A 12,014-nucleotide genomic window follows, 5' to 3' on the forward strand; every position below is an offset into this window, starting at 1 on the left:
ATGAATTCATAGATAGCATCTCGCGCTCCGTTTTACTAAATAATTTTTTGCTCATATGTCATCCCTCCGATGTATCTTCCAGTATACAAAAAGTACCCATAGCCAGGCACTTTTTTTTTCAAAGTGTCCAGTCTATGGGTACCAGTTTACCACGGCGTCTCTTTTTGCTTTTCTGTAGTTGCATCGATGAAAAGAAATCCTCAAGTCTGAGATGGGCATTGGTTTATTCCAATCTCTAGCGGGCGATACTGGGCATACATTGAAGTTTGTTGCATACACTGTGAACATGTACATCTTCACCGTGAAGGGGGCAGGACATGTTATCTCTCATTATCGCCGGTATCATTGGTGTTCTGATCATCGTAGCCAGCAGTGAAAAAGCAGAGTCTATTTCGGAATTAAACGAACGTTAATATGCTGTATTTTCTAGGGAGTCTTTGATAAGATGAAGGTAAACTTTGGAAGTCGAAGAAGGAGCCGCCTAACATGCTGGAGTTTACTTTCGAAATCATTGATGAGGCCAAAATTAACATTCAATACAAGTATGGTAGTCAGTTTTTTAACTTTAATTTGTTCTGTTCCAATGGAGAATGGAAGCTGCATCCGTTTGACGGCATTCTGATTGAGAACCGGGAGATGTGTCGTCTGATCGTTTCGGATCTGTTACAGAACAAGGATTTTCATGTGATGCTTGCCAAAGAAAAAATCGTATTATCGCGGCTGCGGACCACGGTTAATCTTCAATCAGATGATTCGGACGAGTTCGAGAGGGATCATCGGTGGGATGAACGGTCATCACAGAGCGATGAGTTAATGGATTACATAGAGAATCATAGCTTTGAAGAGGTGCTTGAACTAGAGAAACAGCAGCTGGGTGCCAGGGTGGACTTTTTTCAACAGATCATTCAGAGAATGTTTATGGAGGGAATCGGGCCTGGAGATCCTGACTTTCGCAAGGTTCAGTCCCTCATTAAGATCTATAAAGATACCATAGAAAGTCTGGGGGATATTAATGGCCATCATTTTGGAGATCATCCGCGTAAGAGATGGTAGAATCAAATGTTAATTAACTTGAATTGGCTGAAATTTCAATATACCTGAGAAGAAGTTAACAAGCCCAAGAACGTTTGGGCTATTTGCTATTTAATGTTGAACTTGTTGATCATCGACTTATCTTTTTTATGAAATAAACCAAACTTTAGGGTGGATTCGTTTGTTGAGTAGGTATAGGGATCATGATTTGGGGAGGCTAGAAGATGAGTAATCCACATATAGAAGAAACAAGTCAGGAAGAGGCTCGTTTATACGAGGAACTTCGTTGTGTACTGGAAGACGTGCCACAAGGGAAAGAACGGGAGCAAGTGATGGAGCGAATGATTTGTCAGCTAAAGTCCGCCAACTGGCGCAATGGACGTTTGAATGGCCTCAAGGAGTATTGGAGGGAAGCTAGGCCCGTTAAGTTATGGATCTGGATTGCCGCTGGAGCAATGGTTCCTGTTGTATTTTTCTGCTTATTTATCTGGGCATCCCTTTGGGTGGAGTGAAGCTTGATGCGTGGTTGAAGAAGCACAATTCATATAGCACGTGTAAAGATGCAATGGATATTAATATTCTGGTAACAACGTCCTATGAATAAATCAAATAAACTAGGTTTAGATTAGAATGTGCATAATGACCTTTTACTCATTTATGGGCGTTGTTATACACGATATGTATTAGATGATCTATAATGATTCTACTTCTTTGGAAAATGCAGGATAGATGCAAGCCTATACGTTTATACCAAAACGAGCCTGATGAAAGATCAGGCTCTTACGTTAGGTGAGGCCGGTAGACATTATATTCTATTTAGAGGATTTAATTTCATCAGGTACTGAACCGGTTTTTACCGTATACGTATCATAATCAACCATCGCAAAGATTTCCTGATCTTTGTGGCCTTGTACATACCCTGTCAGTGAAACAGTATGAGACAGATCAGCGGGAATGAACTTATGATCTGTAAACACAACGTCAATGCCGTAAGTTTCCTTGAAATAAGCCAAGCTTACTTCCTCAGCCTTTTGGATAATCTCCTTTTTTTCGCTGGACATACAACCACAAATTATGGTGAGACTCAGGATCATGAGGAGTAGACAGAGGTAATGACGAAAACGATAAGATTGCATTTTTAGCATCAGCTTCCCGTTATAAATTTTAGAGCCTCTTAAACGTTGAATAGATTGTTTACTTGATTTTCTTATCTAAAAGTTCTTTGGGGACAACAGCTGTTTGTACCTCAAACGTATCGTAATCAATTAGTATACTGATTGATACTTCTTGATTATCTTTAACGTGTCCACTCAAATTCACATTGTGACTAAGATCCTTTGGCATAAATTTATGATCTGTGAAATTTACTTCTGTATTGTAGTGGTCAATGAAATATTGATATCCCACTTGTGTGGCTTTTTCAACAACCTGATCTTGATTGGGCACGGTATTACATCCTCCGACTATAAAGGCCAAGATGATTAATAAAGTTGATATATATTGAATTTTTTTTAAAATATTCTTCAACCCCCTATATGTGTGAACTTGACACTTAAATAATATACTTTAACTTTTTGAATCAGTAAACACAGGAAGGATAAGCTTATGGATACATATATCAGTGATAAAACTTATAAGGAAATCTCGGAGCTGGCTTATCTTAATATGAAGGCAGGAGATTACCCGGATACCCTTGACTCAGCGAAATGGAAAGTGATTGAACCGGATGGAGCCAAACTTCATAGAAGATCCGGATTCGACGCTGTTGTTTTGAAGAATGATCAAACAGACCAGATTGTTATAGGTTATCGTGGAACAGAACCAGGAGGTAATGTTACTGATATGGCTGCAGATTGGGAAACAGATGCTTTCGATGTTTTAGGTGGCAGAACTAGAAGACTCGAAGATGCAGTAACTGACCCGGAACGCCATAACATTTTTAAAAATAGTCCCTTCAAACTTCTTATGGATAAAATGTCTTGGGAGAACAATCAGTTTCACCAAGCCGAGGAACTATATGAGGTGGTACAGAAAGCATATCCTGACTCCGATATTACGGTAACAGGTCATTCTCTGGGTGGTGGCTTAGCTCAATATGTTGCTGCTCGGAATGATGTATCAGGGATGACCTACAGTGCACCAAGTGTGATGAATTTGCTGGATGATGCCAGCATTGCCAAGGTTAACAAAGGCTACTTTGATAACAAAATACTTAATGTGGTTCATCCCAATGACTCTGTAGGTGCGGGCGGATTAAGTGAATATGAGAGACATGTCGGTGTTACCGTATATAAAGGGCAAGATTTCGAGTCGGCCAATGCGATGTATCAGGATTGGAAACTCCAATTACAGCTGAAAATCCCGTTTCAACCTCTGGGGGCTGGTTCTCCAATGCTGGTGCATGATTTAAAACTCGGTATTGATCTGGATAAGCTGCAAATGGGTAACATTGTCAGACTCATGGATTCCTTTTCCAAGGATGAGGGGAAGGGGTATCATTCCATGAAACAATATAGTTTCGATGAACAAGGGAACTTGATCGGTCCATTAATTGATCGGAAAACAGGGGCTAGCATGGATATCTCTCCAAGGTGGATTGCGCACCAAGAGGCTCTTGCGGCCTTCTCCAAGATTACCTCAGGAGCAGTGGGCACTTTGATATCAGCTATTGCTGGCAACCAAGGGGGACTAGGCGGAGGAAAGATACAATTAACACCGGAAGAGTTAGCACAGTCTGCTCGTGAAATGAGAATGAGTTTAACTGGATTTTCCAGCGATGCGCAAGCTTCGATTCAGATGTTTCAGACGCATATTTCCACAAGTGAAAGTCAGTCTTTTACTCCGATTGCTTATAACGCGACAGCTACCCTGCAACGGATCAATCGTTGGTACCAGGAATCGATTAGTGAGATTGCAGATTACATTGAGCGTAAGCGAGAAGATTTCGTCATTGCAGACCAGCAGTAAAGAACAAGGCATCTTATCAGACTAACAGGAGGAAGGACATGGGCAGAATTTCCGTATCCTTATCAGACTTAAGAAGAGCCGTTCAGCAATGTGAACAGTTACAACAACGGCTTATGCAACAGGAACAGAAAATGCGAACGATTCATGGAAGATTAGTGCAGGATTGGGTGGGGGTATCGGCAACAGAATTAAGCTCCAAAATGCAATCTTTTGTAGAAGGAGCCTCCACTAAACTTGCCGAACTTGAAGCCCATAAAGAGGAACTCAAACGATATATTCGTAAAATGGAAGAAGCAGATCGGGAAGATCGCAGAGCAAGACGAATGTCCCAATAACCATAGATATGACGATAACAAAGAAATAGTTAGAATCGGCAGATCAAAGGCTCCGAGTCTAACTATTTATAATATATGTGGCTGGCCTGAGATAACAGAGACTTATTATTACTTATTCATCACCTTGACCTGACCTTGTACATATTCATGGTAGTCGCGAAAACTGTTGATATGGTGCAGGGCATCTGTTTTCGAAGACTGGATTTTAATTTTTCCGGACGGAGGATTGTTTTTCATCTCGGTGACTGCATTTTTAGAACCTTCAATATCTCCTGACATTTCCTGAATCCGTTGCAACAAAGCAGGGTGGCCTTCGTATTGGAGCATCTCGGCGAGAGGTCTCATTTCTTCAAGTTTTTGACCTGAACGTTCCAGCGTTGTCATGACTTGATCGCCATCGGTGTTGACGCTCAGAGAAACCATACGGTGGATATGATCTTTCTCCATTCTTTCCAGGGCTTCCAGGTGAGAAGCTTCTAACCGTTTGGGATCTCCCCAGCTTTGGGTCTGTTGTTCGTTCGGGTTCGTTTGCTCGGCAGTAGGCATGTTATTGCTGTTGTTGCCGTTACCACACCCCCAAACTAGAGATGTACATGCCAGAATCGCTCCAATAGCAACGATGCGTTTTAAACTCATGTTGTCACTCCTTCAATATTTTCCTGAAGGTAGTATGAGCTATTTTCTCAAAAACATGCCTGATTTTTTAAGGATACATTCCTATTCGGAATGATTAGGACGTAACAATGCTAGGCATCGATGTTCAACACAGGTTAAACAAGGAGGAAGGTCAAATATGAGGATTTACAAAAATCCAATCTGGAGATGGACGACTATTCTTCTGTATCCCGCCATTATTTTCATTTTTCAGAGCTGGGGCCCTATCTTAAACTCATGGACGATTCCAATCTTATTTGCGGCTATATTTTGCTTTCTCTGGAGTGACGTCAAGGATATGCTGGCTTCGACGATATTAACATGGGTTGTTGCTATTCCGATATGGTGGTACTTTGTGGAGCGACCTAAGCCATCGTTTGGTGCTGAACATTTTGCCGCTCATCTGTGGTTAATTATTCTGGTGTATATTGCCTTTGTGTTTATCCCACAACTTATGATTCTTGTTACTCGATTACGAGTGATGGACTATTATTGGAAGTGAGCCGGGATAGGAGAGGAGAGGGTAAAATGAAGGTAATCAAACGCATTAACAAGCCGTATCTGATCTTCCTGATATGGAATGTGCTCATGGTTTTTGCCGTAGATGGAATGACGATCAAGCATGAAATGGGTAAAGGTGTATCTGGGAATGGCAATTTGGGCATTCTTGCTTTATTTCCATCCGTGCTTACTTTTCTGATCTTATGTTTCTGGACGGCATATGTCACGAAATGGTGCTTCTACGACCAACGTGAGTACTGGGGGAAATGGGGCAATGCGGCGGTCAGTGTTGTTGCGGCAGCATTGTGTGTATTGTCTGTCTTCTGGGAAATTTACATTTTTGAAGACCTGCGTGTGCAACTTAACGGTTATACACATGACCCGGAATCGGCAGTGTATCGTTTTGGCTGGCTGAACCAATATACGAATACGCTATACTACAACTTTCCGATTTTACTGTTTGGCATATCTTTCGCAGTCATCATCGGTTGGGTGCTGGAACAGGTGCAGCGCTTACGCACCAACTCCAAGGCCTGATAGCAACATTTTTACTACTTGTCAGATTGCAGCGCTTGGTTGTGGAAAACCTACTTTCGTAACCATCTGATCTGAAAAAAAGATGCCTAAAATCCCTCCTGCTGAACATATTTTGTTATCAGCAGAAGGTTTTCTTCCTTTACACTTTCCTCTTATATTTACCGGTATACGGGATCGTCAGGTGAATATTTAATGTTTCAATGGAATCCTCCGTGAGAATCAGGTTTTCCCCATTCCCGGATAACTTGTGCCACAGTTTTGGGTTTTTGCGATATAGCTTTTCTTGTAGACCGTATACATCGACTCCTCGTTTTAATCCATTTCGATAGGTTTCCATGATCTGCTCTTTAAGTGTATCCTCGCTTACCCGGGTCATCTCGTCATATGTCATGGGAACGAGATATTCATACAGTGCAGTCAGATATTTGGCATCAATTCGAAAGGTAACTTTCTCTCCGCGGATAATCGGTTCTATTTTTATTGTGGGCAGTCCAACACTGAGCGCCCCGTAGATTACACCGTTCTTTTGAACCAATAGAGGAGCCCGGCGCATACCTTTAATCAACCAGTGATAGCCAGACAATTCGTCTCGCGATAAAAAATTGAACTTTTCTCCCATCCTTTCAAAATAAGCTCCTTCAATTAGAAACAAGTCATGTTCCTTTTTATTTTGAAGCCATAAGTCTTTGTTTAAGGCAATGACAGGCAGATACGTCGTGGTTGCGGGATCATTGTGCTTGGCAATCAGTTCGAAGCTGAGTACAGGCGCAAACAGCGAATTTTCCATGTAGCTGGGCAACGGATTGTGCAGGATGCTGTCCAGCGGAGACAAGTTGTAGATTGAAGCGGTGCTCAGAATGTCCAGCAAAGGCTCTCGCGTACCGTATACCCATGTGGTATATCGTGCTTCCGGAAATCGTCCGAGCATGTCAAATACATCCTTGATGTGCTGGTTGTTCAGCACGCTCTCTGCCATAACGATGGCCGTCACATGCCCCCAGGCAATGTGAAGCTGAGATGCACGCCATAACTCGTTCATGGCAAGGCTCATCGTTTTCCCTTGAGCATGTCCGACCCAGATTGGAGGGGATTCGGCTGTTTTCCCTGAATTATCCGTTTTGGCTATACTTGAAAAATCAAGAGTTTGCACGTAAATATGATACATGCCGTCCTTATATTCAATGCCAATCGCCTTGGCATAATCCACCTGCTGAATCTCATATGCACTCCAGCATCCCGTGGTCATGAGGCAAAGCGATAGACTTAACATACCAAGCAACCAGCGGTGTAGTATGTTGTTCATCGACCTTTGCCATCCTTACGCGGTTTTTGTGTCTCCAGGTAGACAGGTCTACGTTTTCCCAAACCCGTCGGGACTTTGAATAGTGAGGCAATGGCTTGTTTAAAATTCAGCGGTGTTAAGGGCGTAAGATAGGGAATGCCAAACGATTTTAAGTCCGTTAGATAGATCAGAAACAGGATCATGGACAGAATGAACCCGTAAATCCCCAGTGTGGCTCCCAAGATAAAGCAAAGAAAGCGCAAAATGAGTATAGAACTGGTCATGACTTGATTGACAATGGTTGCTCCAGCTACAACAGTAACGGCGATGACGACAATCATGAGCGGAGAGACCATGCCAGCCCGAATGGCTGCATCTCCGATAATCAGACCACCGACCACGGTTAACGTCTGTCCAATGGCGCTGGGCAAACGAACGCCTGCTTCCCGGAACAGCTCCATGAGTAGCATAATGAGAAACATCTCAATGCCAGACTCCATGGGAAGTCCCATGCGACCGACAGATATCGTTGCGACGAGTGGAAACGGAATTTGATCCATATGGAAAGATGTCAGAGCGATATAGAAACCGGGCAAAAATATAGTGACAAATAGACCTATGAATCGAAGCAAGCGACCCATATTCACCGGAAGGAAGGGGAAGCTGGCATCCTCTGGTGATTTCAGTAGCAGAAACAGGTTCACAGGTCCGATAATCACGCTGGGATTACCGTCTACGATCAGAACGAAGCGACCGCTCAGCAAGCATTCCGATGCAAAATCAGGTCTACCCGTGTAATGCGTCAATGGAAATAAGGTGATCTTGGCAGGTGAGAGCAACTCTTCCAGATCATTTGCCGTCATAAGACGTTCGGTTTGAATGGCATGGAGACGATGTTTTATATCTTTGATCAACTCTGGGTTGGCAATGTTTTTCATATACATCAGAGCCACTTTGGTTGCTGAACGTGATCCGATGAGTTCGATGCTGCATGCAAGTTCGGCCGTACGCAACCGGCTACGAATCAAGGATACATTAACAGCGAGTGGTTCAATAAAACCATCCCTTGCTCCGCGGATCGAGACCTCAGTCGTTGATTCTTCTGGTGTTCGTGTAGCCATGTTGGAGATATCGATGCTCCACATGGTCTGCAGAGAGGGAAGGCATAGAAGCAGATGCCCTTCAAAAACACGAAGCGATATTAGCTCCGTTCCATACTGCGCATCATCAGGGTCAACGCTGTTCCATTGCAAGTTTATATTTTTTTCAATGTCAGACTTGTGAATGAAATGTGTGACCTCGTAGGTTCGCTTCATTTCCGGCAAGATGATGTCATGGATAATCTGTGTATCGACCATGCCACTGCAATAAGCGACAACCAGCTTCATCTGTCCTTCACCGAGCCGGTGGCTGTCGATAATCACATCATCAGAGCCTGCAAAGTAAGTTTCCAGATGATGCTGATCGATACGGAACGGTTTAGTCCCTGGACGGGTTGGTTTCGTTCGCGGCGTTTGAGCCATGAGCAGGAGCCTCCTTGTCCTTTTTATGAATAAGAGCGGCCAGTGTCAAAAGAGTGGTGATGATTGCCACGTAAGAGAGCATGGCTGGAAATTGAATGTGATCTACATAATAATCAACGTAATCAATGCGCCACCACTGAATAGCCAAAGCGCACATGATCAGCGTGAGACAGAGGATGGTAATGTAGCGTTTCTTAGGTCTGCGGATATCCAGCAGATCAACAATCAGGTACATGGAGATGGCAACACGTGCAAAGGAACCACTGAGCCACTGGTAGATCGAGAGAAAATCAACGTGCTGAAACAGTTTGCCGATATTGACGAGTTTCCATTGTTCGTATGGACTATTCCGCTGTTTCGCCGCTTCTTCTGGCCCGAATTCGACAATGGCTCCGAGCGTTGGCCCCAGTGCCATGCTGATCATGAAGAGGCCAAGCAACAACACATGCCACCAGCGTAGTTTGCCTTTAATGTCATGTTGAAAGAGCATCAACACCCAGATCTCCATGAGTCCCGCTAGAGAGTAGATCATTCCTCGGATGACGGGAGTCCAGCCATGTTCCATGATGGGAAAGAGCTGACTGTAATCTTTGTATTTCATATTGGCTGACATGACAAAGTAGCCAAGCAGAATGACCAGAGGTAATAGAATACTGGATGTCATTGCAATCGAACGAATGCCTTTGGCTGCTGACCAGGCAGCAACCAGAGCACCTCCACCAGCCAGCACATAGGTCGGTGTAAAAGGGAGATAGGTGGATACCGTCCAGTTGGTGGTTTCATATAAGGTGTGTGTCCCTAGCGAGAAGAGCAACAAGACCGCAGTAATGCGAAAGATCCAGGAGGGAACGACGCCGAACTCACGCGTGATCCAATCGGTCAAGCGCTGTCCGCGAATACGGCGGATAATGATGTACATCATACCCAGGAACAGCATGAACAGTGGTGCTGCCGCGAGAACAGAGAGCCAGCCATCCCTTCCGGCCACATCCAGAATGGCGGGGACAGACAAGACGTGACAGACCAGTCCCGCACTGAGCAAAATAATGGAGATGGATAACCAGATGGTGATCTGTCCCTTGTCCTGACTCATGTCCGTTCCTCCCATTTCGATGTGTTTTCGTTAGATTGTACAGTCTATGAGAAAATGATTCGTTTTTCAGATTTTTTCACAGAAAAATCAGCCCAAGATGGACGGAGGGGAAAGAAAGCTATAACATATAAAGTATAAGATATAAGGTATAAGGTATAAGGTACAGGTCAAGGTATGAAGCAGAAGGTATGAAGTATAAGGTATGAAGTATAAGGGATGAGAAGTGAAGTGTGAGGTATAAGGTAGGTATTGTGTGTAAGAAATAAGGAGTAAGGCATAAGGCCGTGTGTAAGGCATAAGGAGTAAGCCATAAGGTATGGAGTGTAGGCCATAAGGTATGTAGTGTAAGGCATAAGGTAGGTATCGAGTATAAGGAATGAGCTACCCATCAGGCAATGCAGGATGAGGATTATCGGGGAGGATTCAGAGTTTAGGAGTAATTTTGAATCGATTGTAGGTTTAGGGGGCACTCGCTCACCACTTAAATATTCTAACGATCTCAGATGAGCTTATTTAAGCAAAATGGGGAGTTCTGGAATTCTAACGATCACCAGGAGCCTTATTTTGCTGAAAAGACAAGTTTAACGCCCATTTTTGAAGTAATTCTCCGAAATAAGGTTTCCTGAGATCGTTAGAATATAAAAAGGTGTGATATTGCTCAAATAGCGTTCCTGGTGATCGTTAGAGAGAGATGCAATCGGTCCCGGGGCTCTAAAGTAGCAAAGGCCTCGCCTTATCTCATTCGTACTCGACTAAGTATCCGTATCCGCTTCAACAGAGTAGAGACAAGCACTTGCAGCACCTAATCTCACTATGCAGCACCCAATCTCACTATGCAGCACCCGATCTCACTATGCAGCACCCGATCTCACTATGTAGCATTCAATCTCACCATGCAGCACCCGATCTCACTATGCAGCACCCAATCTCACTATGCAGCACCCAATCTCACTATGCAGCACTTAATATCACAATATATCGTTCAAGAACAGGGAGGAAACTTGCAATGATGCAATCAACTAAATCACCTGAAGAGATCAAAGTAGGCTTTATTGGAACAGGCGTTATGGGAAAAAGCATGGCTGGTCACATCCAGCGTGCAGGGTATCCGCTTCATGTATACACGCGCACTGCCGCTAAGGCAGAAGCGCTGGTAAAGGAAGGAGCTGTCTGGCATGAAACGCCTGCGGAACTGGCTGCTGCTTGTGATGTAATCATCACCATGGTCGGTTATCCCAAGGATGTCGAGGAGATTTATCTCGGAGAAGGCGGGCTTGTTGCTCATGCCAAACCAGGGTCAACCCTGATTGACATGACCACTTCCAGCCCGCTGCTGGCTGCGCGCATCGCGGAGGCTGCGGAAGCCAAAGGTTTGCATGCACTGGACGCGCCTGTATCCGGCGGCGATATCGGCGCACGGGACGGCAGGCTGTCCATTATGGTGGGTGGTGACGCGCAAGCTTTTGAAGCAGTGCGTCCGATTTTTGAGCAGATGGGCACCAACATTGTGCTGCAAGGCAAGCCGGGCGCCGGACAGCATACCAAAATGTGCAATCAGATTGCCATCGCCTCTGGCATGCTGGGCGTATGCGAAGCACTTGCCTATGCCAAGACGTCGGGACTGGACGCGGAGAATGTGCTTAAGAGTATTGCGACCGGTGCAGCCGGAAGCTGGTCCCTCAGCAACTTGGGTCCGCGCATGATCGCAGGCGATTACGAGCCTGGATTCTATGTGAAACATTTTATTAAAGACATGGGTATTGCCTTGGAATCTGCTCAATCCATGGGTATGAACACACCAGGACTGGCTCTGGCGGAATCGCTCTATCAGGAAATATCGAAGAATGGCTTGGACGAGAAAGGTACACAAGTGCTGTACACGTACTATCTCCAGGCTTAGAAGATGAACATGGGAAGACAGCGGCGGACTCTTTTGCTTAGGGAAAAGGTGACGCTGCTTTTTCTCTATATATTGGAATTAAAATGAACTTGGTACGGATTTGATATGGACTTATTGTGGATTTGATGTGCGTCTAAAGTCGCAGGTTTGGGTATATACTGTCGTGCACATTTAACAAATTAGTGAATTT

Annotated in this window: 13 protein-coding genes; 7 read left to right on the forward strand and 6 right to left on the reverse strand. The window is 44.3% G+C overall.

Annotated features, from left to right (window positions below; translation table 11 throughout):
- The first annotated feature begins 486 nt into the window (after nucleotides 1–486).
- Nucleotides 487–1,053: a hypothetical protein gene (locus tag AB4Z30_RS10195; protein ID WP_441925863.1), complete on the forward strand. Its 567-nt coding sequence runs from the start codon at nucleotides 487–489 to the stop codon at nucleotides 1,051–1,053.
- 203 nt (nucleotides 1,054–1,256) lie between these two features.
- Nucleotides 1,257–1,544 (forward strand): hypothetical protein, encoded by a 288-nt coding sequence (locus tag AB4Z30_RS10200; protein ID WP_441925865.1) that lies wholly within the window; start codon nucleotides 1,257–1,259, stop codon nucleotides 1,542–1,544.
- Nucleotides 1,545–1,844: 300 nt separating this feature from the next.
- On the opposite strand, the gene AB4Z30_RS10205 is transcribed toward AB4Z30_RS10200, so the two are convergent.
- Both AB4Z30_RS10205 and AB4Z30_RS10210 read right to left on the reverse strand, forming a co-directional pair.
- A complete protein-coding gene (locus tag AB4Z30_RS10205) occupies nucleotides 1,845–2,093 on the reverse strand; it encodes a DUF1433 domain-containing protein (RefSeq protein ID WP_441925867.1) in 249 nt (82 codons plus the stop codon).
- Nucleotides 2,094–2,226: 133 nt separating this feature from the next.
- The gene (locus AB4Z30_RS10210; protein WP_441925869.1) at nucleotides 2,227–2,559 is read right to left on the reverse strand and encodes a hypothetical protein; all 333 of its coding nucleotides are present in this window, start codon (nucleotides 2,557–2,559) and stop codon (nucleotides 2,227–2,229) included.
- Between the two features lie 78 nt (nucleotides 2,560–2,637).
- On the opposite strand from AB4Z30_RS10210, the gene AB4Z30_RS10215 reads away from it, so the two are divergent.
- Nucleotides 2,638–3,999 carry a lipase family protein gene (locus AB4Z30_RS10215; RefSeq protein WP_441925871.1) on the forward strand — a complete coding sequence of 454 codons (1,362 nt, stop codon included), beginning with the start codon at nucleotides 2,638–2,640 and terminating at the stop codon, nucleotides 3,997–3,999.
- 38 nt (nucleotides 4,000–4,037) lie between these two features.
- Complete coding sequence (locus AB4Z30_RS10220) at nucleotides 4,038–4,334, forward strand: WXG100 family type VII secretion target (RefSeq protein WP_441925873.1); 297 nt, start codon at nucleotides 4,038–4,040, stop codon at nucleotides 4,332–4,334.
- 108 nt (nucleotides 4,335–4,442) lie between these two features.
- On the opposite strand, the gene AB4Z30_RS10225 is transcribed toward AB4Z30_RS10220, so the two are convergent.
- A complete protein-coding gene (locus tag AB4Z30_RS10225) occupies nucleotides 4,443–4,970 on the reverse strand; it encodes a hypothetical protein (RefSeq protein ID WP_441925875.1) in 528 nt (175 codons plus the stop codon).
- Nucleotides 4,971–5,127: 157 nt separating this feature from the next.
- Here AB4Z30_RS10225 and AB4Z30_RS10230 point away from each other — a divergent pair, with 157 nt between their 5' ends.
- Nucleotides 5,128–5,490, forward strand: coding sequence for a hypothetical protein (locus AB4Z30_RS10230; RefSeq protein WP_441925877.1), 363 nt, complete (start codon nucleotides 5,128–5,130; stop codon nucleotides 5,488–5,490).
- 26 nt (nucleotides 5,491–5,516) lie between these two features.
- Entirely contained in the window at nucleotides 5,517–6,026 is a 510-nt protein-coding gene (locus AB4Z30_RS10235; RefSeq protein WP_441925879.1) for a hypothetical protein, read from the forward strand.
- Nucleotides 6,027–6,165: 139 nt separating this feature from the next.
- On the opposite strand, the gene AB4Z30_RS10240 is transcribed toward AB4Z30_RS10235, so the two are convergent.
- The 3 genes from AB4Z30_RS10240 to AB4Z30_RS10250 are packed head-to-tail and all read right to left on the reverse strand — an operon-like array spanning nucleotide 6,166 to nucleotide 9,924.
- Entirely contained in the window at nucleotides 6,166–7,329 is a 1,164-nt protein-coding gene (locus AB4Z30_RS10240) for a Ger(x)C family spore germination protein (RefSeq protein ID WP_441925881.1), read from the reverse strand.
- Complete coding sequence (locus AB4Z30_RS10245; RefSeq protein WP_441925883.1) at nucleotides 7,326–8,831, reverse strand: spore germination protein; 1,506 nt, start codon at nucleotides 8,829–8,831, stop codon at nucleotides 7,326–7,328. The genes AB4Z30_RS10240 and AB4Z30_RS10245 overlap by 4 nt, the downstream gene beginning before the upstream one ends.
- Nucleotides 8,788–9,924, reverse strand: a complete 1,137-nt coding sequence (locus AB4Z30_RS10250; protein WP_441925885.1) for a GerAB/ArcD/ProY family transporter — start codon at nucleotides 9,922–9,924, stop codon at nucleotides 8,788–8,790. The genes AB4Z30_RS10245 and AB4Z30_RS10250 overlap by 44 nt, the downstream gene beginning before the upstream one ends.
- 1,009 nt (nucleotides 9,925–10,933) lie before the next feature.
- On the opposite strand from AB4Z30_RS10250, the gene AB4Z30_RS10255 reads away from it, so the two are divergent.
- Nucleotides 10,934–11,824 carry an NAD(P)-dependent oxidoreductase gene (locus AB4Z30_RS10255; protein ID WP_441926590.1) on the forward strand — a complete coding sequence of 297 codons (891 nt, stop codon included), beginning with the start codon at nucleotides 10,934–10,936 and terminating at the stop codon, nucleotides 11,822–11,824.
- Nucleotides 11,825–12,014 lie beyond the last annotated feature (190 nt).

The organism is Paenibacillus sp. 2TAF8 (assembly GCF_052114825.1).
In the GTDB taxonomy this organism is placed as follows: domain Bacteria; phylum Bacillota; class Bacilli; order Paenibacillales; family Paenibacillaceae; genus Paenibacillus.

Bases quoted from the DNA above. Each gene is read 5' to 3' on its own strand.
- AB4Z30_RS10255 (WP_441926590.1), top strand. From the start codon at position 10,934: ATGCAATCAACTAAATCACCTGAAGAGATCAAAGTAGGCTTTATTGGA.
- AB4Z30_RS10225 (WP_441925875.1), bottom strand. From the start codon at position 4,970: ATGAGTTTAAAACGCATCGTTGCTATTGGAGCGATTCTGGCATGTACA.
- AB4Z30_RS10205 (WP_441925867.1), bottom strand. From the start codon at position 2,093: ATGTCCAGCGAAAAAAAGGAGATTATCCAAAAGGCTGAGGAAGTAAGC.
- AB4Z30_RS10240 (WP_441925881.1), bottom strand. From the start codon at position 7,329: ATGAACAACATACTACACCGCTGGTTGCTTGGTATGTTAAGTCTATCG.
- AB4Z30_RS10235 (WP_441925879.1), top strand. From the start codon at position 5,517: ATGAAGGTAATCAAACGCATTAACAAGCCGTATCTGATCTTCCTGATA.
- AB4Z30_RS10230 (WP_441925877.1), top strand. From the start codon at position 5,128: ATGAGGATTTACAAAAATCCAATCTGGAGATGGACGACTATTCTTCTG.
- AB4Z30_RS10250 (WP_441925885.1), bottom strand. From the start codon at position 9,924: ATGAGTCAGGACAAGGGACAGATCACCATCTGGTTATCCATCTCCATT.
- AB4Z30_RS10195 (WP_441925863.1), top strand. From the start codon at position 487: ATGCTGGAGTTTACTTTCGAAATCATTGATGAGGCCAAAATTAACATT.
- AB4Z30_RS10220 (WP_441925873.1), top strand. From the start codon at position 4,038: ATGGGCAGAATTTCCGTATCCTTATCAGACTTAAGAAGAGCCGTTCAG.
- AB4Z30_RS10215 (WP_441925871.1), top strand. From the start codon at position 2,638: ATGGATACATATATCAGTGATAAAACTTATAAGGAAATCTCGGAGCTG.
- AB4Z30_RS10200 (WP_441925865.1), top strand. From the start codon at position 1,257: ATGAGTAATCCACATATAGAAGAAACAAGTCAGGAAGAGGCTCGTTTA.
- AB4Z30_RS10245 (WP_441925883.1), bottom strand. From the start codon at position 8,831: ATGGCTCAAACGCCGCGAACGAAACCAACCCGTCCAGGGACTAAACCG.